Here is a 22585-nt window from a genome sequence, read left to right as displayed (position 1 = left end):
AACGACATCGTGAACCCTGCGGCGCAGGAGGACCCGAACTCGCCGATCGCCGGCATGCCGGTTCTGGAGTGCTGGAAGGCGAAACAGGTGTTCGTCTCCAAACGCGGCCAGGGCACGGGCTATTCCGGCATCGAGAACCCGCTGTTCTTCAAGGAAAACACCCGCATGTTCTACGGCGACGCAAAAGCAAGCCTCGACAACCTGCTGACCGCCGTCAGCTGACCCCTCATCAAGACAAAGGAACCCGACATGGACACCAACCCCAAGCGTGCCAACGCCATGGACGCCTATTGGATGCCCTTCACCGCCAACCGGCATTTCAAGCGGAATCCGCGCATGATCGCGGGCGCGGAAGGCATGTATTACACCACCAGCGAGGGCAAGAAGGTGCTGGATGGCACCGCGGGCCTGTGGTGTGTGAACGCAGGCCACGCCGCGCCGCGCATCACCGAGGCGGTAAAGAACCAGATGACGGAGCTGGACTATGCGCCGGCCTTCCAGATGGGCCACCCCAAGGCGTTTGAGCTGGCAAACCGGCTGGCGGAACTGGCGCCGGGTGATCTGAACCACGTGTTCTTCACCAACTCCGGCTCGGAATCGGTGGAGACCGCGCTGAAGATCGCGCTGGCCTATCACAAGGCCAAGGGCAATGCCTCCCGCACCCGGCTGATCGGCCGCGAGAAGGGCTACCACGGGGTCAACTTCGGCGGCATCGCGGTGGGCGGCATCGTCAACAACCGCCGCCACTTCGGCAGCCTGCTGACCGGCGTTGACCACCTGCGCCACACCCATGACCTTGAACGCAATGCCTACAGCCAGGGCGAGGCCGAGCATGGCGTCGAGCTGGCCGAGGATCTGGTGCGTCTGATAGAGCTGCACGGGGCCGAAACCATCGCCGCGGTGATCGTCGAGCCGATGGCAGGCTCCGCCGGGGTGATCCTGCCGCCAAAGGGCTATCTGAAGCGGCTGCGCGAGATCACCCGCGAGCACGGCATCCTGCTGATCTTTGACGAGGTGATCACCGCCTACGGCCGCCTCGGCCGGGCCTTTGGCGCGGATTACTACGGTGTCGAGCCGGACATGATCACAACCGCCAAGGGGCTGACCAATGGCGTCATCCCGATGGGCGCGGTGATGATCAGCAGCGAGATCCACGACGCCTTCATGACCGGCCCGGACCATATGATCGAGCTGTTCCACGGCTACACCTACTCGGGCAACCCGGTGGCCTGCGCCGCCGCACTTGCTGCGCTCGACACCTACCGCGAGGAGGAGCTGTTCGAGCGCGCCGCCTCATTGGAGGGCTACTGGGCCGAGGCGATGTTCAGCCTGAAGGGCCTGCCGCATGTGAAGGACATCCGCTGCGCGGGCCTGGTCGGCGCGGTGGAGCTGGAGCCGGTGGCGGACATGCCCACCAAGCGCGCCTTGGACGTCTACCTGCGGGCCTGGGACAAGGGGGCGCATCTGCGCACCACAGGCGACATCATCGCCATGTCGCCGCCGCTGATCATCGAAAAGCAAGAAATTGACGAGCTGGCCGGGATCCTTGCCGAATCGCTCATCGCGTAAACACCTGCCCCTGCCGTGCGGCCCATGGGCGCGCGGGGCAGGGGCGAACAGGGAGAAAGACATGAAAGACGTGCAAAGCAACGCCCGCATCAACGGCAGCCGCCTGTGGGATTCGCTGATGGAAATGGCACTGGTCGGCCCCGGCCTGCGCGGCGGCTGCAACCGCCAGACGCTGACCGACGAAGACAAGCAGGGCCGCGACCTGTTCAAGCGCTGGTGCGAAGAGGCCGGCATGACCGTCGGCGTCGACAGCATGGGCAACATGTTTGCCCGGCTTGAGGGCGCCGAGCCGGATCTGGATCCGGTGATGATGGGCAGCCATCTGGATACCCAGCCCACCGGCGGCAAATACGACGGGGTGCTGGGCGTGCTGGCGGGACTGGAGGTCGTGCGTTCGATCCGCGATCAGGGGATCACCCCGCGCCGCCCCATCGTGGTAGTAAACTGGACCAACGAGGAAGGCACGCGGTTTGCGCCTGCGATGCTGTCCTCCGGCGTCTTTGCCGGTGTCCACACGCAGGACTGGGCCTATGCCCGCGAAGATGCCGAGGGCAAAAAATTCGGCGAGGAGCTGGCCCGCATCGGTTACGTAGGCGACGAGCCGGTGGGGCAGCGCAAGATGCACGCGATGTTCGAGCTGCACATCGAGCAGGGCCCGATTCTGGAGACCGAGGGCAAGGATATAGGCGTCGTCACCCACGGCCAGGGTCTGAACTGGTTGCAGGTGACGCTGACTGGGCAGGAGGCACACACCGGCTCCACCCCGATGCCGATGCGCCGCAACGCAGGTCTGGGCGCTGCGCGGATCACCGACCTGGTGCATGAAATCGCGATGAGCCACCAGCCCGACGCCGTCGGCGCTGTGGGTCACTGCGACTATTATCCCAACAGCCGCAACATCGTGCCGGGCAAGGTGGTCTTCACCATCGACTTCCGTTCGCCCAGCTTCGACACGCAAGCGGACATGGAGCGCCGCCTGCGCGAAGGTGCTGCGAAAATCGCCGAGGAGCTGGAGCTGGGGCTCGAGATCGAGCAGGTCGGCCATTTCGACCCCGTCACCTTTGACGAGGGCTGCGTCGCTGCCGTGCGCAGCGCCGCCGAGAAGCTGGGCTATTCGCACCGCAATATCATCTCCGGCGCGGGCCATGATGCCTGCTGGATCAACAAGGTGGCCCCGACCGCGATGGTGATGTGCCCCTGCGTTGACGGGCTCAGCCACAATGAAGACGAGGAAATCAGCCGCGAATGGGCGGCGGCGGGGACGGATGTGCTGCTGCACGCCGTGCTGGAAACCGCAGAAATCGTGGAGTGAGCGGCATGAGTCAGAGAACCGTGATTAAGGGCGGCACCATCGTTGCCGCCGACCGCAGCTATGAAGCAGATGTTGCCATCGAGGACGGCAAGATCGTGCAGATCGGCACCAATCTGAATGGCGACAAGGTGCTCGATGCCGAGGGTTGCTATGTGATGCCGGGCGGTATTGATCCGCATGTGCATCTGGAGATGCCCTTCATGGGCACCCATTCCAAGGATGATTTCGAATCCGGCACCCGCGCGGGCCTCGCAGGCGGCACCACCATGGTGGTGGACTTCTGCCTGCCCAGCCCTGGCCAGTCGATGCTGGAGGCGCTGGAGGCCTGGCACGCCAAGTCGAAACGCGCCTGCGCCGACTATTCCTTCCACATGGCGGTGACATGGTGGAGCGAGCAGGTGTTCAACGAGATGCAGCAGGTGGTCGACCTCGGCATCAACTCCTTCAAGCACTTCATGGCCTACAAGGGCGCGCTGATGGTGGAGGATGACGAGCTGTTCGACAGCTTCCGCCGCTGCGCCGCGCTTGGGGCGCTGCCGATGGTGCATGCGGAAAACGGCGATGTGGTTGCGACCATGCAGCAAAAACTGCTGGCCGACGGCATCCGCGGCCCCGAGGGCCACGGGCTGTCGCGCCCGCCGGAGGTCGAGGGCGAGGCCACCAACCGCGCCATCATGATCGCGGACATGGCGGGCGTGCCGCTCTATGTCGTGCATACCTCCTGCGAGCAGGCGCATGAGGCGATCCGCCGGGCCCGCCAGAAGGGCATGCGCGTTTTTGGCGAGCCGCTGATCCAGCATCTGGTGCTGGATGAAAGCGAATACCGCAACCCCAGCTGGGATCACGCCGCACAGCGGGTGATGTCGCCGCCGTTCCGCGACAAATCCCATCAGGACAGTCTCTGGGCCGGTCTTCAGGCAGGCTCGCTGCAGGTGGTGGCGACCGACCATTGCGCCTTCTCGATCGAGCAGAAGCGCAATGGCATCGACGATTTCACCAAGATCCCCAACGGCACCGGCGGTCTGGAAGACCGCATGCCGGTGCTGTGGAGTGAAGGCGTGAACACTGGCCGTCTGACGCCGAACGAATTCGTCGCCGTCACCTCCACCAACATCGCCAAGATCCTCAACATCTACCCGCAGAAAGGGGCGATCGTGGAAGGTTCCGACGCTGACCTGGTGGTCTGGGATCCCAAGAAATCCAAGACCATCTCGCCGGAAACCCAGCAGTCGGTGGTGGAATACAACGTCTTCGCAGGCCGCGAGGTCACCGGCCTGCCGCGCTACACCCTCAGCCGGGGTGAGGTCGCGGTGGACGACGGCAAGATCTGCGCCACACCGGGCCACGGGCGGTTTGTCGAACGCGCGCCTTTCCCGGAAGTGAACAAGGCGCTGTCGAAATGGAAAGAACTGACCGCCCCGCGGCAGGTCCAACGCTCGGCGGAAAACATGCCCGCCTGCGTCTGATCGAGGTTCCCCGCTGCAGGCCGGGGAATTTTCACATCTGGCGGACCCCGCGACAACAAGAAGGGGCCGCTGCAAGCCACATAACAGGGAGAACTGATAATGGCTGATATAACAAGCGGATACACCGCCCCCGGCGCCCAATCGGCGCAGCAGGTTGATCTGGCTGGGATCGACCCGGAGCTGTACAACGAGGACCAACTGCCCACCACCGCAGAGCAGCGGACCTGGGACTGGCTGGCGATCGCCGCACTCTGGGTCGGCATGGTGGTCTGCATCCCGACCTACCTATTGGCATCCTATCTGATCGGCTCTGGCATGAGCTGGGATCAGGCGGTGCTGACCATCCTGGCCGCCAACGCCATCGTGCTGATCCCGATGGTGCTGGTGGGCCACGCGGGCACCAAATACGGCATCCCCTTCCCGGTGCTCTTGCGCTCCTCCTTCGGCCCCACCGGCGCCAAGATCCCCGCCGTCGCGCGCGGCATCGTCGCCTGCGGCTGGTTCGGCATCCAGACCTGGGTTGGCGGCTCGGCGATCTTCGTGATCCTCAACACCCTCAGCGGCGGCGCGCTGGCGGGGGAGCCGCTGGCCATCCTCGGCATCAGCGCGGGCGAGTTCATCTGTTTCCTCGCCTTCTGGGGCCTGCACCTCTACTTCATCTCGAACGGCACCGAATCGATCCGCTGGCTGGAGACCTACGCCGCACCGTTCCTGCTGGCGATGGGTCTGGCGCTTCTGGGCTGGGCTTATGTCAACGCGGGCGGCTTCGGCGAGATGCTGTCGACCCCCAGCGCCTTTGATCCCGGCCAGCCGCAGGAAGGCCAGTTCTGGAAAGTGTTCTGGCCCAGCCTCACCGGCATGATCGGCTTCTGGGCGACGCTGGCGCTGAACATCCCCGATTTCACCCGCCACGCACGCAGCCAGAAGGACCAGTTCCTCGGCCAGATGGTCGGCCTGCCGATCCCGATGGCGCTGTTTGCCTTCATCGCTTCCGCCGTGACCTCGGCCACCGTGGTGATTTTCGGCGAAGCGATCTGGGATCCGATCCAGCTCTCCGAGAAGATGGGCGGCCTGTCGGTGATCATCGCGCTGTTCGCGCTGATCGTGGCAACGCTGACCACCAACCTCGCCGCCAATGTGGTGGCGCCGGCGCACGGCTTTGCCAATCTCGCGCCCAGCAAGATCAACCTCAAGCGTGGCGGTTACATCACCGCGGGCATCGGCATCGCCATGTTCCCCTGGGTACTGGTCAACCACATCGTCGGCTGGCTGATCGCCTATTCGGCGCTCCTGGGCCCGATCGCGGGTGTGATGCTGGCGGACTACTATCTGCTGCGGAAGACCAAGCTGGAGGTGGCCGAACTGTTCAAGCTGAACGGCATTTATTCCGGCAGGAACGGCACCAACTGGGCCGGTGTCTGGGCGCTGGTGATCGGCATTCTGCCGAACCTGCCGGGCTTCCTTGCCGGTGTCGGCCTTTCCGCGGGCACCTCGGATTTCTTCGCCACGATCTACACCTATGCGTGGTTCGTGGGCCTCTTCGTGGCCGGCGCTGCCTATCTGGTGCTGTCGAAGATCCTGAACAAGTAACTGTCGGCCGGGGCGGCACTGGCCGCCCCGGTCTCCCTATCAGACCAGCGGAGCACACATGCCCAAAGCCTATTGGATTGCCCACGTTACCGTGACAAACCCTGACCCGTACAAAAACTACGCAGAAGGCGCGACGGAGGCGTTCAAGAAATTCGGTGCCCGCGTGCTGGCGCGCGGCGGCGCCTGCGAGCAGATGGAGGGCGACGGCCATCCGCGCAATGTGGTGATCGAGTTCGATACAATGGAGGCGGCGCTTCGCTGCTACAACTCGCCGGAATACCAGGCCGCCAAAGCACACCGGGAAGGTGCCGGTATCGCCAATATCGTGATAGTCGAGGGCGCTCCCGGCTGAGCGGCCGGCCGCTCGGGCTGCTTCATCAGGGGGCTTTTCCATTAAACAAATAAACGGCGGCGGCTGTGCCTGCCGCGCATTGGGCGGGGACATTGCTACCGGGTACATTTATCGGGAACGCCCGGCGCTGGACAGCGGACGCATTTAAAGGAAGCATCTGGCGCTCTTTATATCCACCGCCATTCTGCTGCCGTTTAATTTTCAAGCCGCCAAAAGCGCAGTCAAACCCCGCTGGTTTGCGATCGGCGCTCCCTTCATGTGAAGGCATGGCTTCCGCCGCTATCAGATCCAGAGTCCTGAGAAGGTAACCGCAAGCCCGAGCGCGCAGAGCCCCAGGGTAGGCAGCACGCGCCGCGCGCCGATCAGCCCGGCAGAGACCAGCGTCAGGCCTGCGCCCATGCGCAGCAGCGCAAAAAGGGCATTCAGCGGGTCTTCGGCGAGGGCCAGGATTGCCGGATTGGCCACCATCCCTAGCGGGATCAGGTACAGTCCGACGCCCAGCGACATTGCGGTGAGAGCCACCTTCAGCCAGCTTTCCCCGATCATCCCGGCCGCGATGAACACCGCGCCGCAGACCGGCGGTGTAATAGTGGACAGCAGCGCAAACCAGAACACAAACAGGTGGGCCTGCAGCGGCTCCAGGCCAAGCTGTGTCAGGGCCGGTCCCGCGACGGAAACGCAGATCACATAGGCGGCGGTGGTCGGCACCTCCATTCCTAGAACCAGGCAAGCAATGGCGGTCAGGATCAGCGACGGCCACAGCAGCCCGCCTGATCCCTGGATGATCAGCGAGGTGATTTTGACGCCCAGGCCGGTGATCGACAGTACGCCGATGATGATCGAGGCGCACAAGATGATCGCCGCGATCATCGAGACCTGACGCGCGCCGTTCAGCAGCGCCGCCGCGGCGCGGTCGAGGATTTGACGCGGCTTAAAGGACATCTCGGCATTGAAGACCAGCAGCACAGCACCGGCCAGAACCGACAGTGCCGCGGAATACTCCGGCGTAAAACCGGCCCCGAACATACCCCAAAGCAGCGCGCTGAACGGCACCAGAAAGAACAGCGAAGTGATGATCACATCGCGCCGCCGGGGCCGCTCCTCGGGCGGCACGCCGCGCAGGTTAAAACGGCGGTTGTAGGCGTTGATACCAACCCAGACCGCCAGGAAATAGAGCAGCGCGGGCAGCATCGCTGCCGCCATGATCGACGTGTAGGGCACCCCAGTCAGTTCCACCATCACGAACGCGCCCGCCCCCATCAGCGGGGGCATGATCTGGCCGCCGGAGGAGGCCACCGCTTCGACTGCGGCCGCCAGCCGCTTGGGGTAGCCCAGCCGCGTCATCGCCGGCATGGTGATGGCGCCGGTGGAGGCGACATTGGCCGAAGCCGACCCAGAAATCGACCCGAACAGCGCGGATGAGATCACGGAAACCTTGGCCGCGCCGCCCTTCAGACGGCCCGCGGCGGCCCCGGCCACATTCATGAAACCCTGACCGGCCTCGCCTGCGTTCAGCACCGCCCCGAAGATCACAAAGATCGACACCACACCGACCGAGACGCCAGTCAGCGAGCCCCAGATGCCGCCTTCGGCGATGGTGAGTGTGCCGAGGAAGCTTTCCAGCGGTGTGCCGGAGTGGCCGAACTCGCCCGGAATGTGCTGGCCGAACAGCCCGTACAGCAGCGAAAGCGCCGCCACTACCGGCAGCGGCCAGCCGATGGCCCGCCGCGCGGTTTCCAGCACCACGGCCAGCAGCACGACTGCGATGACGACCTGGCCGCGACCCTCAAGGAAGCCGTACTGGTCGCCGAGGGCATCAGCGTTGACCGCCACCCAGACAGCAGCAGCGCATCCCAGGGCCGCCAGCACGATGCCCGAGAGCAGCAGCCCGCGTTCCCGCACACCGAAAACCAGCGCGAACGGCAGAATGAATGCCATGTGCAGCGGGCGGCTGACCAAGTTGGGTACAATGCCCGCAAAGACCAGGGCGAGGTGGTAGACGACCAGGCCTGCGGACAGCAGCAGCCAGAAGCCGGCCGCGAGGCGGCTTTTCGGAAGATGGGTCATGTGGCGGGCTTTCGGCAAAGGAAACGGCGCGCCCGGGAAGCAAAGATTTCCCAGGGCGCGCCGCTGCGGGTCTTATTGGTTCAACGCGTCCGGCAGGGCGATGCCGGCTTCCTCGTAGTAGCGGATCGCTCCCGGATGCAGCGGTGTGGTGATGTGTTCCATCAAATCGGCGGTCACGCCATCCCACCAAGCCGAGGTGTCTGCCATTTTGGCCTTTTGTTCCCAGTAGGTCCGGGTTAGCTGGTAAGCGGTTTCCTCATCCATCTTGGTTGTGGTGAAGGCAGCCACCGGCAGCGAGGTCGTCACCACGTCCTCGTCCTGGCCCGCATAGGTGCCTGCCGGGATCACCAGCTTGGTGCGCTTGGTCTCGGCCAACTGCTCCGGGCTGAGAGACAGCAGCGTCACCGGTGTCGAGGCGGCTGCTTCCACCACATTCGGCGCGGGGAAGGAGCCGGCGGTGACAAAGGCGCCAATTTGGCCGTTCTTCAAGGCGGCTACCGCGTTCGACAGCTCCGCGTCGGCGATTGTCACCTTGTCCGAAAGGCCGAACAGATTGAGGTATTTCTCGCCTTCGGTAGCACCGAAGGAGCCTTTGCCCAACAGCACGGTCTTGCCCTCGAGATCCTCCAGAGTGCCGGTGCTGCCTTCCCCTGCCATCACAAAATGCATGGTCAGCGAGGGGATCGGGAACAGCGCCCGGATCTCATCGAATTGCGGCGCTGATTTTCCCTCAAAGGGTCCTTTGCCGTTCTGCGCGAGACCGACCAGCGCTGGCGGAGTGGTAAACACATAGTCGGCGCCGCGCGCGCGCACTTCCATCACGTTCTGGGTCGACCCCTGGCTCTCTTCGACGGTGACGATGATGCCGCCATCGGTGCCGGCCTTCATTGCTTCAGCCAGCTCCACCCCCATCTGGTAGTAGGAGGAGCCGCTCTTGGCGGATTTGTAGGTTACCCGCGTCTCAGCCTGAACGGCTCCGGCCAGCAGCACGCCGGCTGCCACCATGGCGCCCATATGTGTCAGAATTTTCGTCATAAGTGGTTCCTCCATCCCAGAGCGTAAATAGCTTGATAGTTCAGCAGTTTCGGGTGCGCCAGCCCGGTTGTGGCGGCGCGGGTTTGCACCCGCTGGACAGAAAGCCCTGCTTGCGCCGATGTCAACTTAAACAACCAGGAGCGCGATGAGCACTGCAAAATCACGCGACAGCACCAGAATAGCCGGATCGTTTGCAGTCTGGTCGTGCTAGTTTGCCCCGCCGTTTCAATTACCGACGAAAGGGACACCTGTAACAAGGTTCCTTTCCGGCTTGGCGCTTAGCTAAAAGCTTGGGTCGGCCATACGGCGAATATCTATTCCTGGGGTGGCCAGCGGCTAGTGGAAGAATCGGCTCGGCACGTCGCTCTAGACCGAATTCTCCAAGCGTCAACGCGTGCAGTGCCGGAAATCATGGCGTTTGAACAGGTTGCGTCCGGCAATTGCGTTCCGGTCGGCTAAACCCAAAGAGAACAGTTTTCAGTCGTTTAGCCGATCACTCTGCGCCCAGGGCTTTTCCTGCCCGCGCGCTTCGCGGATTGTCCGGCCGTAAAGGGTGCTGAACGACCGCCCCAACGAGGAGGCGGAGGAGAACCCGCATCTGTGGGCAATCTGCTCCAGGCTCAGATGGGTTTCATCCGACAGGTAGCGCGCGTGCTGGAGCCGCAGGATCTTGTAGTACTTGCCCGGCGTCATCCCCAGCTCACGCTGGAACGCGCGGGCCAGGGTGCGCTCGGACAGAGACACCTGCTTGGCTAGTTCTGCCGTGCTCAGCGGTGTTTCGATGTTCTCTGCCATCAGGTTGGCGGCCTGCAGGATCTTGCGGGACCCGCGCTGTTCCAGCCTGGCGGCACCGCGGTTCAGCTCTGACTGGCGAGAAGGGTTGTAGACAAACATGGTAGAAGCGCCAAAGGCGGCTGCAGAACCGAAAAGATCCTGAATGAGGCTCAGTATCATGTCGAGTGCGGTGCTGGCACCGCCGCAGGTCAGGAACGGTCCTGAACGCACAAATCGGGCGGTCGACACTTCGGTTTTCGGGAAGGCTTCCATGAAGGCTTCAAGTTCCTGCCAGTGGATGGTGGCAGCATGGCCGTCCAGCACGCCGGCGGCGGCCAGCAGCCAAGCGGCGGTGTCGAGCGCCAGAACCAGCCTGGCCTGCCGGGTGGCGGTTCTTAGCTTGGCGAGCAGGGCAGGCGTGATCTGTTCGCGCACGCGGTAGCCTGCAACAAGAACCAGGGTGCGGTTGCCCTGACGCGCGTCAAACGCGCCGTCCGGGGTGATCTGCAGCCCGCTGGAGCTGCTGACCGGCGCGCCGTCCAGTGTGCTGACGCGCCATCCGGCAATGTCCTGGCCTGCATTCATCCGCACGTCGCGCAATGGTTCCATAGCGCTGGCCAGCACCATGTTGGAGAACCCGTCGAACAGCAGAAATTCGAAGATTTGCGGCGGATTTGGCGGCATCTGTATCGCAATTGACCGAAACTGTATAAACGTGACGCCAACTCCTGCGCTAATCACGCAGGAAGTCAAGCCGCTTGTTGACCCGAAGATGACGCCCGAACCCGCTCTCTAGCCACTGAGACCTTCATGACCACCGCTCCTCTCCTCTGGCAGCCGGATCTATCGGCACGCCGCAAACCTTTGCTGTCCGGTTTCATAGCGCAGGCTTCTGCTGCCGCTGGCAAAGCTCTGGACAACTTCGCCGCTCTGCACGCCTGGTCGGTTGCGCAGCCGCAGGAGTTCTGGCCGCTGGCCTGGGAGTTCTGCGGGCTGGCGGGAGACAAGGGCGCGGTGTCGCTGCTGCCGGATGCCGACCCGATGAATGTGCGCTTCTTCCCCGAAGCGCGGCTGAACGTCGCGGATACCTTCCTGAAGAACGCCGACGGGCGCGAAGCGATTGTTTTCATTGGCGAGGACGGCCGCCGCATGGCCTGGACCCGGTCCGAACTGAGGCACGAGGTTGAACAGTTCGCTGCCGCCCTGCGCGCTGCCGGGATCGGGGCGGGCGACCATGTGGCCGGCTATGTGCCGAACATGCCGCAGACCGTGGCGGCGATGCTGGCGACGGCCTCGCTGGGGGCGGTCTGGTCCTCCTGCGCGCCGGAAAGCGGGCCGGATGTGGTGGTCGACCGGTTTGGCCAGATCGAGCCTAAGCTGATGTTTGCCGCCGACGGCTACTTCTACAACGGCAAGACGTTTGAGACCCGCGCCGCCATTGCCGAAGTCGCCGCCCGTGTGCCGTCGGTCCAGCAGATCGTGGTCTGGCCCTATGCTGGCGATGCTGCGGACCTGCCGGAGGGCATGACCGCCTATGAGGCGTTCAAGCAGAAAGACGCGCCGGCGCTGGACTGCCGTCCGATGGGCTTTAGCGATCCGCTTTATGTGATGTTCTCCTCCGGCACCACCGGCAAGCCCAAGTGCATCGAGCATTCCGGCGGCGGCACCCTGCTGCGGATGCTGGTGGAGCAGCAGCTGCACTGCGACCTGCGCCCGGGCGACCGGATGTTCTATTACACCACCTGCAACTGGATGATGTGGAACTGGCAGGTGGCGGCGCTGGCCTCCGAGGCCGTGATCGTGCTGTTTGACGGCAACCCGATGTATCCCGGCATCCGCCGCCTGTTTGACCTGGCGCAGGCTGAGAAGGTCACCCATTTTGGTATTTCCGCCAAATACATAGACGCCTCGCAAAAGCGCCGGAACCGGCCGGTGGAAAGCCACGATCTGGGCGCTTTGCGGGTGGTTCTGTCCACCGGCTCGCCGCTGTCGCCCGAAGGCTTTGCCCATGTCTATGCCGACTGGAAGGCGGATGTGCAGCTGGCCTCGATCTGCGGCGGCACCGATATTCTGGGCTGTTTCATCGGCGGCTGCCCGGTGCTGCCGGTGCACCAGGGCGAGATCCAGGCGCCGATGCTGGGGCTGGACGTGGCGACCCTCAACGACCAGGGCGAACCGGTCGAGGGTGTTGCTGGCGAGCTGGTTTGCCGTAACGCGCATCCGTCGATGCCGACCCAGTTCCTGAACGACCCTGGCAATGCGCGCTACCGCGCCAGCTACTATGAGACCTATCCGAACATCTGGCGGCAGGGCGATTTCACCATCCGCACGGAGCATGGCGGCTACGTGGTGCTGGGCCGCTCGGATGCGACGCTGAACCCCGGCGGCGTGCGGATCGGCACCGCGGAGATCTACCGTCAGCTCGACAAGATTGACGAGGTCGCAGATGCGGTGGTCGTCGGCCAGAGCTTCGACAACGACGTGCGGGTGGTTCTGTTTGTGGTTCCTGCCGAGGGGGTGGTGCTGGATGATGCGCTAACTGCCCGGATCAAAACGGAAATCCGCAGGAACGCCTCGCCGCGGCATGTGCCCGCCAAGATCATCGCCGTCGCTGACATCCCACGCACCAAATCCGGCAAGACCGCCGAGTTGGCGGTCCGCGATGTGGTGAACAATCACCCTGTCCGCAACCTCTCCGGCCTCGCCAACCCGCAGGCGCTGGAGCTGTTTGCGGATCACCCTGAATTGCAAGCTTAACCCCAAAGGAGCGAGACCATGCCCCTGACCATGAACCGTGAAGTCTTCATCACTGCCGCCGTGACCGGCTCCGGCGGCACCCAGGACAAATCCCCCCATGTGCCGCGCTCGCCCAAGCAGATTGCCGAGTCCGCGATTGCTGCCGCCAAGGCCGGCGCGGCGGTGGTCCACTGCCACGTGCGCGACCCGGAAACCGGTGCGCCGTCCCGGAAACTTGAGTATTACCGGGAGCTTACCGACCGCATCCGCGATTCCGAAGTTGACGTGGTGCTGAACCTGACCGCAGGCATGGGCGGCGACATCGTGTTCGGCTCGACTGAAGCGCCGCTGCCGGTCAACGAGGCGGCAACCGACATGATTGGCGCCACCGAGCGGATGGCCCATATCGCCGAATGCCTGCCGGAAATCTGCACCCTCGACTGCGGCACCATGAACTTTGCCGAGGCCGATTACGTCATGACCAACACGCCCGGCATGCTGCGGGCGATGGGTCAGATGATGACCGATCTGGGTGTGAAGCCGGAGATCGAGGCGTTTGATACCGGCCACCTCTGGTTTGCCAAGCAACTGGTAAAAGAGGGAATTCTGGAACCCAACGCGCTGGTGCAGTTGTGCATGGGTGTGCCGTGGGGTGCGCCGAACGACCTCAACACCTTCATGGCGATGGTCAACAATGTGCCCGCCGACTGGACCTGGTCGGCGTTCTCGCTGGGCCGTGATCAGATGCCCTATGCGGCGCAGTCGGTGCTGGCGGGCGGCAACGTGCGGGTGGGCCTTGAGGACAACCTGTTCCTGGACAAGGGCGTGCTGGCCACCAACGCGCAACTGGTGGAGCGCGCGGTCGGCGTGATCGAGGGCATGGGCGCCCGGATCATCGGCCCGGAGGCGGTCCGCGAGAAGCTGGGCCTGACGAAGCGCGTGCCGGTGGCGAAGTAAGCCGAAATGCGGGGGTGCCGTGCGTGCACCCCCTGTACACCCTCTGTGCACCGGCGGGCGCACGGGGAGGCCGATCAGAGGATAGATCATGAAAACAGCAGCAATCATCGGCGGCGGGGTTATCGGCGGCGGCTGGGCCGCGCGGTTCCTTTTGAACGGCTGGAACGTGCGGGTGTTCGACCCGGATCCGGAAGCAGAGCGCAAGATCGGCGAAGTGCTGGCCAACGCCCGCCGCTCGCTGCCGTCGCTTTATGACAAGGCGCTGCCGGCCGAAGGTGAACTGACCTTCCACGCCGACATGGCGGAAGCGGTGGCGGAGGCATCCTGGATTCAGGAGAGTGTGCCGGAGCGGCTGGACTTGAAGCACAAGATCCACGCGCAGATTCAGCAACATGCTCCCGCAAGTGCGGTGATCGGCTCGTCCACCAGCGGCTTCAAACCGTCGGAGTTGAATGCCGAAGGCGCCCGCGTTGTTGTCGCGCATCCTTTCAACCCGGTCTACCTGCTGCCGCTGGTCGAACTGGTGGGCGATGCGGATACCTGTGCGCAGGCCGCAGACCTGCTGCGCGAGGTGGGGATGTATCCGCTGACCGTGCGCAAGGAGATCGACGCGCATATCGCCGACCGCCTGCTGGAGGCGGTCTGGCGCGAGGGCCTGTGGCTGATCAAGGACGGCATCTGCACCACCGAGGAGCTGGATGAGTCGATCCGCATGGGCTTTGGCCTCAGGTGGGCGCAGATGGGGCTGTTTGAGACCTACCGGATTGCCGGCGGCGAGGCGGGCATGAAGCACTTCATGGCGCAATTCGGCCCTGCTCTGGAGTGGCCTTGGACCAAGCTGATGGACGTGCCGGAGTTCACCGAGGAGCTGGTCGACCTGATCGCAGGCCAGTCCGATGCACAATCAGGCCATATGTCGATCCGGGAACTGGAGCGGCTGCGGGATGACAATCTGGTTGGCATGATGCGGGCGCTGAAGAAATCCGGCAGCGGTGCCGGCGGTGTCATCAACACTCATGAGGAAACGCTGCCCGTGCCGGAAGCCGTCGTTCTGCCGGTTACCGTCAGCCGGCCGGTGCCGCAGAGCTGGACCGACTACAACGGCCACATGAACGAGGCGCATTACACCGAAGCCTCGGCCCAGGCGACCGACCGGTTCATGGAAATGATCGGCTGTGATGCCGGGTACATTGCCGCGGGCGGCAGCTATTTCACCGTCGAGAACCACGTGCGCTTCCTGGATGAGTTGCACGAGGGCGATGCGCTGACCGTGACCACCCAGGTCCTGCAGGGCGAAGGCAAGAAGATGCATCTGTTTCACCGCCTGTTCGGCCCCGAGGGCAAGCTGGCGGCAACCGTGGAAACGCTTCTGCTGCATATGGACCTGAACGCGCGCGGCACCTCGCTGCCGTCGCCGGAGGTGGCGGATAAGCTGGCGTCCTTTGCCGCGGCGCACGCAGGGCTGCCGTTGCCGGAGGGCGCCGGGCGCCACGTTGGACAGCGGGGATGAATTGGGAACCGGCGGCTCGCGGGCTGCCGGTTTTCCTTTGCGGGCCGGGCATCCTCCCCGATCCGGCCCGCATTCTTGAACTGAGGCCGCAGGGGACGGCCGGAAACTAACTGCCCGGGAAGCCGGGCGGCCCCGCGGCGGAGGATCCCGGGGCATTGGTAAAGGGTCAAGGGAGGACCATATGTCTGAGAGCAATCCCAACAGCCACCTGGTGGCAAAGTCCGGTTTCTTTACCGGGCTGCACCCCGGGATGGGCACGGCGGCCAAGGGAATGATCGCCTTTTTCGTGATTTTCACGGTCTTGAATGTTGATTTGGCAGGCGGCCTGTACAAGTCGGTGCGTGCCTGGATCGAAGGCTGGTTCAGCTGGTATTACATTTCCCTGCTGATCGGCGTCATGTTCTTCTGCTTCTGGCTGATGGTCTCGAAGTTCGGCAAGTTGCGGCTGGGCGATGACGACTCGCGCCCCGAATTCGGCAACTTCAGCTGGTTCGCGATGCTGTTCTCTGCCGGGATCGGGGTTGGCATTCTTTTCTTCGGTGTGGCTGAGCCGATCTTCTATTTCGATAACTCCGGCGCCTTTGGCTATCCGAACAACCCGCATGCCGATATGGTTGGCCACATGGAGATGGACATGCTGCGCGCCCGCGACGCGATGCGGGTGGCCTTCTTCCACTGGGGTTTCCATGGCTGGGCGCTTTATGTGCTGGTCGGGCTGTGCCTGGCCTATTTCGGCTTCCGCAAGAAGCTGCCGCTCACCATGCGCTCGACCCTGTACCCGATCCTGGGCGAGCGGATCTATGGCCCCTGGGGGCATCTGGTGGATCTGCTGGCGGTGTTCGGGTCGGTCTTCGGCATTGCGACCTCGCTGGGGCTAGGGTCCACCCAGATTGCCACCGGGCTGAACGTGCTGTTCGGGCTGGAGGTGACGCTGACCCTGAAGATCGTGCTGATCGTGATCGTGTCGGTCATTGCCACCGCGTCGACCGTGTCCGGCGTGGCGCGCGGCATCCGGTTCATTTCTGAATGGAACATCTGGCTGTCGATTGCGCTGCTGCTGGCCTTTGTGGTGCTGGGGCCGGGCAAGTGGCTGATGGCGTTCTTCATCACCTCGCTGGGGGATTACCTGTGGAACTTCATCCCGATGGGGTTCTGGACCGCGACCGAAGCGCCGAATGTCGCCTGGCAGGGCGGCTGGACCATCTTCTACTGGGGCTGGTGGATTGCCTGGGCGCCTTTGGTGGGCATCTTCATCGCCCGCATCTCCTACGGCCGGACCATCCGCGAGTTCATGGTCGGGGTGCTGTGCGTGCCGACCGTGGCGGTGTTCTTCTGGCTGTGCATGTTCGGCGGCACCGCGATCTGGCAGGAAATGCATATGGCGGGCGGACCGGCGGCTGAGGGCGGCGCGGGCATCATTGCCACCGTCCGCAACTGGGAGTTGCCCGGGGCGCTTTATGGCACCATTGCCAATATCGGCCAGACCTCCTGGATGGGCGACATGAGCTGGACCGCCTGGCCGCTGTCTCTGCTGGCAACCGTGCTGCTGGTCAGCTGGTTCGTGACCTCGGCGGATTCCGGCACGCTGGTGATCACCACCATGCTGTCGATGGGCGACGAAAACCCGCCGAACAAGTTCCGCATCATCTGGGGAGTGGGGATCGGCGCAACTGCTATCGCACTGTTGATGTCAGGCGGCCTGAACGCGCTGCAGACGGCGCTGATTGCGACCGCCTTTCCGATCTCTTTCCTGATCATGGCGATGGTCTGGGGCCTCTGCAAGTCGCTGCGTGAGGACCCCACGGCTGCACCGATGGAGGCGGAGCAGGCGGAAACGCCTGACGGTACGCATCTGACGCAGGATCTGACCGCCTGACGCAGTCCAGAGGGCAGGAAGCAAATGCGCCGGGCTGATGAAGCCCGGCGCAATCCATTTGCCAGCCGGCAAACGGATCAGTCGCAAGCGGCGGTGACGATGACTTCCACCTTCAAAATCTCGCGCGCCAGCTTGGCTTCGCCGCAGGCGCGGGCCGGAGCGTGACCTTCCGGCACCCAGGCGTTCCAGACTTCATTCAGTTCCGCGAAATAGGACATGTCGGAGAGCCAAATCACGGTCTGCAGGAGGCGGGTCTTGTCGCTGCCGGCCTCGGCCAGCAGGGCGTCGACCTTGGCCAGGATCTCGCGGGTCTGCTCGGCGGCGGTCTCGGCCTCGGACACCTGGCCGCTGAGATAGACGACGCCGTTGTGCTTGACGATCTTGCTGGAGCGGGCGGTGGTGCCGATGCGGGTGATGGTCATGGGGTCTTCCTTTCCGTTGAAGCGTTGCCGCGGTCATAGCGGTTGCGGTCCCTCGCGGAAAGGGGCGGACGGACAGCAGCGGGCGGTGTGAACGGAGAGCGCAAGATTACTGCGCGGCGTGCTGTTGAGCCTGTTCTGGGAACAGTTCCGCCATCGACACAGACCGTCCGTTATCCAGCACGATCCGCGCGTGGTAGCGGCGCAGCAGCCGCGGTTCGGTCACGCCGCAGCTGTGGGCGATGATAGTGGCCTCCTTGACCATGTTTTTGGCATAGGCGGCGACGCGGTTGGCCTTGCTCTTGGGATCAAGGCCGAATTGCAGCTTGGGGTCATGGGTGGTGATGCCGGTGGGGCAGGTATTCCTGTTGCATTGCAACGCCTGGATGCAGCCCAAAGCAAACATGAAGCCGCGGGCGGAGACCACGAAATCGGCGCCGGCGCAGAACGCCCAAGCGACTTCTGACGGGTTGATCAGCTTGCCGCTGGCGCAGACCTTGATACGCTGGCGCAGCCCGTAGCGGGTGAGGACATCCACCGCCAGCGGCAGGCTTTCGCGCAGCGGCATCCCCATGTTGTCAATTAGGCTCATCGGGGCGGCGCCGGTGCCGCCGTCGGCGCTGTCGATGGTGATGAAATCGGGGGCGCTGGCTTCGCCGCGGGCCAGGATCTCCTGGCAGAGCCCGTCGAGGAAGCCATGGGCGCCAAGCACCGCCTTGAACCCGACCGGCTTGCCGGTCACTTCGCGCACATAGGCGATCATGTCGAGAAGCTCGCCCACGGTGCCTGCCTCCGGGTGCCGGTTGGGGCTGATCGCGTCCTGGCCGGGGGGGAGGCCGCGGATGGCGGCGATTTCCTCTGTCACCTTGGCCCCGGGCAGAATGCCGCCCTTACCGGGCTTGGCGCCTTGGCTGAGCTTCAGTTCGAACATCCGCACGGCTTCATGTGCCGCCACCGCGCGCAGCTTGTCTTCGTCAAACCCGCCCTCGGGCTTGCGCACGCCGAATTTGCCGGTGCCGATCTGGAACACGATGTCGGCGCCGCCTTCCAGGTGGTAGGGCGACAGCCCGCCTTCGCCTGTATTGAGCCAGATGCCGGCTTGTTTGGCGCCATGCGAAAGCGCCCGCACGGCAGGCACGGAAATCGCGCCGAAGCTCATGCCGGAGATGTTGAAGATCGAGGCCGTGGTATAGGGCTGGCGCGCATAGGGGCCGATGGTGATGGCGGCGGGCGGGGTGGCGCCGTGCTCCAGATCCGGGAAGGGCGCATTGGCGAAATAGACGGTTCCGGCAGGGCGCAAGTCGCGGGTAGAGCCGAAGGCGACAGTGGAATCCACGTTCTTGGCGGCACGGTAGACCCAAGAGCGTTCGGCCCGGTTAAATGGCATCTCCTCGCGGTCGAGGGCGAAGAAATACTGGCGGAAGAACTCGCCCAGATGCTCGAACAGATAGCGGAAGCGGGCAATCACCGGGTAGTTGCGCCGCAGAGTGCTGGCAGTCTGGGTCTTGTCGCGGATGTAGATCGCGATCAGCCACAGGAGGCCGGCGCCGATGGCGAATATGAAGGCATAGGACAGGATTTCGAGCAGTGCCAGAACGGTGCTGGATATCTGGGTCATAGGGTGCGTCGCTCCTTTGGCTCGGGCAGGCTCGGCCCTGTCTCCGGATACTGCGGCAGGTGCAGGAAAGTTGTCCAGCCTCAGGAGCAGTGGGGAACGCCTGGAAAGGCCTGCGATCCGCAGTGGCCTGCAGGGAAGGGCGGACGGTTTTCCTGCCGGGTGCCCGCCGGTCGAGTTGTCAGGCCATCGGCAGTGATTGCAGGATCTGGTTCACCCGTGCGCTAAGGGTCTGCGCCAGGGCGGCCGGATAAAGCGGCGCCAGCTGGCCCGCGTCGTTGTCATAATAGCGCCCGGAGGCGTCTGCGAACTCTTCGGAAAGTGCAGCCTGGGCCAGGATATCAACGCCGATGCTCAGGTCATTGCCTGAGGTTCCGAAACCTTCGCGAACCATCCGAGTGGCCAGCAGGGAGCCGGGATTAACGGCGATGGAGACCGGCCCTTCGGGGTGCTCAGACGCGAAATGCTGGCTCCAGAGGGTGATGGCAAGCTTGCTTTGGGCGTAGGCCTCCATCGCTGGCAGGGGGCTGCCGCCTGCCAGCGCGTCCAGGTCGACAGGCGTCTGCGCGGCGGAGGACAGGTGGATGATGCGGCCATTCCCGGCAATGACGGGCAGCAGCCGCTGCGTCAGCAGTGCGGGGGCGAAGGTGTTGACGGCAAAACGCACGTCGAAGAAGCCGGGTGAGACGGTCTGCCCGGTTTTGAACATGCCGACGTTGTTGATCAGGACGTCGATGGCGGGATGGTCTGCAATGACCTGCCGGGCCGTTACCGCCGCTTGGTCCAGGACGGACAGATCGGCCTGCACGGTTGCCATCGTTGCGCTTGTCCCGCACAGCTCCTGGGCGGCGGCCTCCAGCTTGCTTCTGTTGCGGCCGGGAAGGATGAGGCTGTGGCCTTGTCTGGCCATCGCCTCAGCCGTTGCGCGGCCCAGGCCATCTGTTGGGTCGGTAATGAGAATGGTCTTGGTCATGGAATGGGCTTTGTCAGGTTGCTGACGCTGTATCGGCTGGGTAGTTCTTTATCATGCTGAACATCGAAAATTTGTTCCAGATCAAAGGCTTCCGGTTTCCACGGAGCGTGATTGGTTACGCTGTTCGGGCCTGCCATCGGTTCGCTCTGAGCCTACGCGACGTCGAAAATCTGTTGGTGGAACGCGATGTCACAGTTTCGTACGAGACGATCCGTGACTGGGTGAACCGGCTCGGGCATCAGTTTACCGCAAAGATCCGCCGGGACCGGTCAGCGCTGGCGGATAAATGGCATCTCGATGAAGTCGTGATCCGTATCAAGGGTCGGAGCCACTGGCTTTTGCGGGCCGTTGACGCCAAGGGCGATGTGCTCGAAATCCTGACCCAGTCGCGCCGCAACAAGGCCGCAGCCCACCGTTTTTTGCGGAAACTCATAAAACGGTGGGGCCAGCCCCGTGTCCAGGTGACGGATAGACTGCGATCCTACGGCGCCGCCAAGGAACAGATCGCACCCGGCGTAGAACATCGTCAGCACAAAGGGTTAAACAACAGGAGCGAGGCGTCCCATTGGCACACGCGGCGGCGCGAGAAGTTCATGAGCCGTTTCAAATCGCCGCGCCAAGCACAGCAGTTTCTATCCGTCCACGATCAGATCGCCAACTTGTTCCGCCCCAAACGCCAGCGCCTATCCGCCAGATCCTATCGCCATGCGAGGTCAGATGCGTTCGGCCTCTGGGCTGGCTATGTCGTAAAACTGACCGCCTGATTACAGGAAGTCACCCATAGGTATGGCCGTGCGTCAACAACCTGACAAAGCCCTAAGTGTTCAGTCCCGGCATCTGGTGGATCGGGTCCACCATGAATCTGTCTGGCTCTGAAGTCCAGATTTTACAGATGTATTCGTAACGAATTAGGCCGCTGAGGGTCTTCAGGCGGCGCGCGTAATTGTAGGCATCAAGGAAGTCGGCCAAGTGGGCGCGGAGTTGACCGTGGCTGTCGTAGTGGTGACGCTTGACGGTGGCATCCTTGATGGTGCGGTTCATGCGCTCGACCTGGCCGTTGGTCCAAGGATGGTTCGGCTTGGTGAGACGGTGCTCAATCCCGTTGGCCTCGCAAATCATGTCGAACCGCATTGGTCGGGAATAGCAGGTGTTCCGGTTCCGGGGTTGTTCGGCAAACTGGATACCGTTGTCAGTCAAGTTGTGTGGGTACGGTAGGGCACCGCTTCAAGCAGGTGCTCCAGAAACTCCCAGGCGGTTTTCCTGTTTGCCCTGTTTACCAGTTGGGCCACAGCGAACTTGCTGGTTCGGTCAATGGCTACGAAGAGAAAGAGCTTGCCTTCGGCAGTCCGGAGTTCGGCGATGTCGATATGAAAATAGCCGATTGGATACCGCTTGAACTTCTGCCGTTTCGGCTTGTCCCCCTCCATGTCCGGCAGGCGTGAAATGCCGTGCCGCTGCAAGCAGCGGTGCAACGAAGATTGAGAACGGCGGTGAGAAAGTCGACCACTGTAGCGGCGGGATGATCCTGCTGCGGGCGGCGTAAAAGTCGTCCACCTTTGCCCTTTTTTTTAACGGAGGGAGGGCGGGAGGATCTTCACCGTGGATTTATATCGCAAGGTTCGTCTGGCGTGCGCAGAGGGCATGAGCCAGCGTGAAGCGGCGCGGCATTTCGGGATATCTCGTGACAGCGTTCGGAAGATTTTGGCGTTTTCGGTTCCGCCTGGCTATCGGCGCTCAGCGCCGATCCGGCGGCCCAAACTGGATGGGTTCACCGGAATCATCGATCAATGGCTTTCAGAAGACCGGGAGAGACCGCGCAAGCAGCGGCATACGGCCAAGCGGATTTTCGAGCGGCTTCGCGACGAGCATGGCTTCGAGGGCGGCTATACCATCATCAAGGACTATGTGAGGGAGCACGGCCGGCGGCATCGCGAAGTGTTCGTTCCACTGACGCACGCACCAGGCCATGCTCAAGCCGATTTCGGCGAGGCAGTGGTAGTGATCGGCGGTGTAGAACAGAAGGCCCATTTCTTTGCCCTGGATCTGCCGCACAGCGATGCTTGCTACATCCGGGCCTATCCGGCGGCGACAGCGGAAGCCTGGATGGATGGCCACGTCCATGCCTTTGGGTTCTTCGGGGCCGTTCCGCAGTCGATCCTGTACGACAACGACCGGTGCCTTGTGGCGAAGATCGAGCCTGACGGAACCCGCAGGTGCGCGCGGCTGTTCAGCGAGATGCTGTCCCACTACGTGATCCGGGACCGCTACGGGCGTCCTGGCAAGGGCAACGACAAGGGTTCCGTCGAAGGGCTGGTCGGCTATTCCCGGCGCAAC

General features: G+C 63.4%; 18 protein-coding genes and 1 pseudogene. 12 read left to right on the top strand and 7 right to left on the bottom strand.

Going from position 1 to position 22585, the window contains the following annotated elements; genetic code table 11:
* The 6 genes from KUV26_RS22780 to KUV26_RS22755 all read left to right on the top strand — a co-directional run.
* Nucleotides 1–222 (top strand): NAD(P)(+) transhydrogenase (Re/Si-specific) subunit beta (locus KUV26_RS22780; RefSeq protein WP_222510172.1); only part of this gene is annotated, 222 nt, incomplete at its 5' end.
* A 27-nt stretch (nucleotides 223–249) separates the two neighbouring features.
* Nucleotides 250–1569 (top strand): aspartate aminotransferase family protein, encoded by a 1320-nt coding sequence (locus tag KUV26_RS22775; protein ID WP_222510171.1) that lies wholly within the window; start codon nucleotides 250–252, stop codon nucleotides 1567–1569.
* Nucleotides 1570–1630: 61 nt separating this feature from the next.
* Nucleotides 1631–2881, top strand: a complete 1251-nt coding sequence (locus KUV26_RS22770) for a Zn-dependent hydrolase (protein WP_222510170.1) — start codon at nucleotides 1631–1633, stop codon at nucleotides 2879–2881.
* Nucleotides 2882–2886: 5 nt separating this feature from the next.
* The gene (hydA, locus tag KUV26_RS22765) at nucleotides 2887–4347 is read left to right on the top strand and encodes a dihydropyrimidinase (RefSeq protein ID WP_222510169.1); all 1461 of its coding nucleotides are present in this window, start codon (nucleotides 2887–2889) and stop codon (nucleotides 4345–4347) included.
* 99 nt (nucleotides 4348–4446) lie between these two features.
* Entirely contained in the window at nucleotides 4447–5937 is a 1491-nt protein-coding gene (locus tag KUV26_RS22760; RefSeq protein WP_222510168.1) for an NCS1 family nucleobase:cation symporter-1, read from the top strand.
* A gap of 58 nt (nucleotides 5938–5995) precedes the next feature.
* The gene (locus KUV26_RS22755) at nucleotides 5996–6289 is read left to right on the top strand and encodes a DUF1330 domain-containing protein (protein ID WP_222510167.1); all 294 of its coding nucleotides are present in this window, start codon (nucleotides 5996–5998) and stop codon (nucleotides 6287–6289) included.
* Nucleotides 6290–6571: 282 nt separating this feature from the next.
* Here the strand turns inward: KUV26_RS22755 and KUV26_RS22750 are convergent, their stop codons facing one another.
* The 3 genes from KUV26_RS22750 to KUV26_RS22740 all read right to left on the bottom strand — a co-directional run bounded on the left by KUV26_RS22750 (nucleotide 6572) and on the right by KUV26_RS22740 (nucleotide 10849).
* Nucleotides 6572–8356 carry a TRAP transporter permease gene (locus KUV26_RS22750; RefSeq protein ID WP_222510166.1) on the bottom strand — a complete coding sequence of 595 codons (1785 nt, stop codon included), beginning with the start codon at nucleotides 8354–8356 and terminating at the stop codon, nucleotides 6572–6574.
* Between the two features lie 72 nt (nucleotides 8357–8428).
* The gene (locus KUV26_RS22745; RefSeq protein WP_222510165.1) at nucleotides 8429–9391 is read right to left on the bottom strand and encodes a TAXI family TRAP transporter solute-binding subunit; all 963 of its coding nucleotides are present in this window, start codon (nucleotides 9389–9391) and stop codon (nucleotides 8429–8431) included.
* A 477-nt stretch (nucleotides 9392–9868) separates the two neighbouring features.
* Nucleotides 9869–10849 (bottom strand): GlxA family transcriptional regulator, encoded by a 981-nt coding sequence (locus KUV26_RS22740; RefSeq protein WP_222510164.1) that lies wholly within the window; start codon nucleotides 10847–10849, stop codon nucleotides 9869–9871.
* A 126-nt stretch (nucleotides 10850–10975) separates the two neighbouring features.
* On the opposite strand from KUV26_RS22740, the gene KUV26_RS22735 reads away from it, so the two are divergent.
* From KUV26_RS22735 to KUV26_RS22720, 4 genes are all read left to right on the top strand, one after another.
* A complete protein-coding gene (locus KUV26_RS22735) occupies nucleotides 10976–12922 on the top strand; it encodes an acetoacetate--CoA ligase (protein WP_222510163.1) in 1947 nt (648 codons plus the stop codon).
* 18 nt (nucleotides 12923–12940) lie between these two features.
* Nucleotides 12941–13858: a 3-keto-5-aminohexanoate cleavage protein gene (locus KUV26_RS22730; protein ID WP_222510162.1), complete on the top strand. Its 918-nt coding sequence runs from the start codon at nucleotides 12941–12943 to the stop codon at nucleotides 13856–13858.
* Between the two features lie 88 nt (nucleotides 13859–13946).
* Nucleotides 13947–15368, top strand: a complete 1422-nt coding sequence (locus KUV26_RS22725) for a carnitine 3-dehydrogenase (protein ID WP_222510161.1) — start codon at nucleotides 13947–13949, stop codon at nucleotides 15366–15368.
* A 181-nt stretch (nucleotides 15369–15549) separates the two neighbouring features.
* The gene (locus tag KUV26_RS22720; RefSeq protein ID WP_222510160.1) at nucleotides 15550–17244 is read left to right on the top strand and encodes a BCCT family transporter; all 1695 of its coding nucleotides are present in this window, start codon (nucleotides 15550–15552) and stop codon (nucleotides 17242–17244) included.
* A 77-nt stretch (nucleotides 17245–17321) separates the two neighbouring features.
* Here the strand turns inward: KUV26_RS22720 and KUV26_RS22715 are convergent, their stop codons facing one another.
* From KUV26_RS22715 to KUV26_RS22705, 3 genes are all read right to left on the bottom strand, one after another.
* Entirely contained in the window at nucleotides 17322–17666 is a 345-nt protein-coding gene (locus tag KUV26_RS22715) for a RidA family protein (protein ID WP_222510159.1), read from the bottom strand.
* A 106-nt stretch (nucleotides 17667–17772) separates the two neighbouring features.
* Nucleotides 17773–19281 (bottom strand): FMN-binding glutamate synthase family protein, encoded by a 1509-nt coding sequence (locus KUV26_RS22710; RefSeq protein WP_222510158.1) that lies wholly within the window; start codon nucleotides 19279–19281, stop codon nucleotides 17773–17775.
* Nucleotides 19282–19459: 178 nt separating this feature from the next.
* Complete coding sequence (locus KUV26_RS22705; protein ID WP_222506617.1) at nucleotides 19460–20251, bottom strand: SDR family NAD(P)-dependent oxidoreductase; 792 nt, start codon at nucleotides 20249–20251, stop codon at nucleotides 19460–19462.
* Nucleotides 20252–20304: 53 nt separating this feature from the next.
* Between KUV26_RS22705 and KUV26_RS22700 the strand changes: the two genes are divergently transcribed.
* Nucleotides 20305–21015 (top strand): IS6 family transposase, encoded by a 711-nt coding sequence (locus tag KUV26_RS22700; RefSeq protein ID WP_222510157.1) that lies wholly within the window; start codon nucleotides 20305–20307, stop codon nucleotides 21013–21015.
* Between the two features lie 52 nt (nucleotides 21016–21067).
* Here the strand turns inward: KUV26_RS22700 and KUV26_RS22695 are convergent.
* Nucleotides 21068–21735, bottom strand: a pseudogene (locus KUV26_RS22695) (integrase core domain-containing protein); the annotation flags it as partial.
* A 115-nt stretch (nucleotides 21736–21850) separates the two neighbouring features.
* Between KUV26_RS22695 and istA the strand changes: the two are divergent.
* Nucleotides 21851–22585, top strand: a 735-nt coding sequence (gene istA / locus KUV26_RS22690; protein ID WP_222510156.1) for an IS21 family transposase, incomplete at its 3' end; no start/stop codon positions are given.

Origin of the sequence: Leisingera daeponensis (genome assembly GCF_019801465.1) — a bacterium.
GTDB classification, from domain to species: domain Bacteria; phylum Pseudomonadota; class Alphaproteobacteria; order Rhodobacterales; family Rhodobacteraceae; genus Leisingera; species Leisingera daeponensis_A.
Note: the sequence above shows the minus strand (reverse complement) of the source record. Positions and strands in the feature narration are given on the sequence as shown.

Coding starts and splice junctions, on each gene's coding strand:
- KUV26_RS22740 (WP_222510164.1), bottom strand. CDS start 10,849: ATGCCGCCAAATCCGCCGCAAATCTTCGAATTTCTGCTGTTCGACGGG.
- KUV26_RS22725 (WP_222510161.1), top strand. CDS start 13,947: ATGAAAACAGCAGCAATCATCGGCGGCGGGGTTATCGGCGGCGGCTGG.
- KUV26_RS22720 (WP_222510160.1), top strand. CDS start 15,550: ATGTCTGAGAGCAATCCCAACAGCCACCTGGTGGCAAAGTCCGGTTTC.
- KUV26_RS22755 (WP_222510167.1), top strand. CDS start 5,996: ATGCCCAAAGCCTATTGGATTGCCCACGTTACCGTGACAAACCCTGAC.
- KUV26_RS22750 (WP_222510166.1), bottom strand. CDS start 8,356: ATGACCCATCTTCCGAAAAGCCGCCTCGCGGCCGGCTTCTGGCTGCTG.
- KUV26_RS22760 (WP_222510168.1), top strand. CDS start 4,447: ATGGCTGATATAACAAGCGGATACACCGCCCCCGGCGCCCAATCGGCG.
- KUV26_RS22710 (WP_222510158.1), bottom strand. CDS start 19,281: ATGACCCAGATATCCAGCACCGTTCTGGCACTGCTCGAAATCCTGTCC.
- KUV26_RS22715 (WP_222510159.1), bottom strand. CDS start 17,666: ATGACCATCACCCGCATCGGCACCACCGCCCGCTCCAGCAAGATCGTC.
- KUV26_RS22770 (WP_222510170.1), top strand. CDS start 1,631: ATGAAAGACGTGCAAAGCAACGCCCGCATCAACGGCAGCCGCCTGTGG.
- KUV26_RS22730 (WP_222510162.1), top strand. CDS start 12,941: ATGCCCCTGACCATGAACCGTGAAGTCTTCATCACTGCCGCCGTGACC.
- hydA (WP_222510169.1), top strand. CDS start 2,887: ATGAGTCAGAGAACCGTGATTAAGGGCGGCACCATCGTTGCCGCCGAC.
- KUV26_RS22705 (WP_222506617.1), bottom strand. CDS start 20,251: ATGACCAAGACCATTCTCATTACCGACCCAACAGATGGCCTGGGCCGC.
- KUV26_RS22775 (WP_222510171.1), top strand. CDS start 250: ATGGACACCAACCCCAAGCGTGCCAACGCCATGGACGCCTATTGGATG.
- KUV26_RS22745 (WP_222510165.1), bottom strand. CDS start 9,391: ATGACGAAAATTCTGACACATATGGGCGCCATGGTGGCAGCCGGCGTG.
- KUV26_RS22700 (WP_222510157.1), top strand. CDS start 20,305: ATGCTGAACATCGAAAATTTGTTCCAGATCAAAGGCTTCCGGTTTCCA.
- KUV26_RS22735 (WP_222510163.1), top strand. CDS start 10,976: ATGACCACCGCTCCTCTCCTCTGGCAGCCGGATCTATCGGCACGCCGC.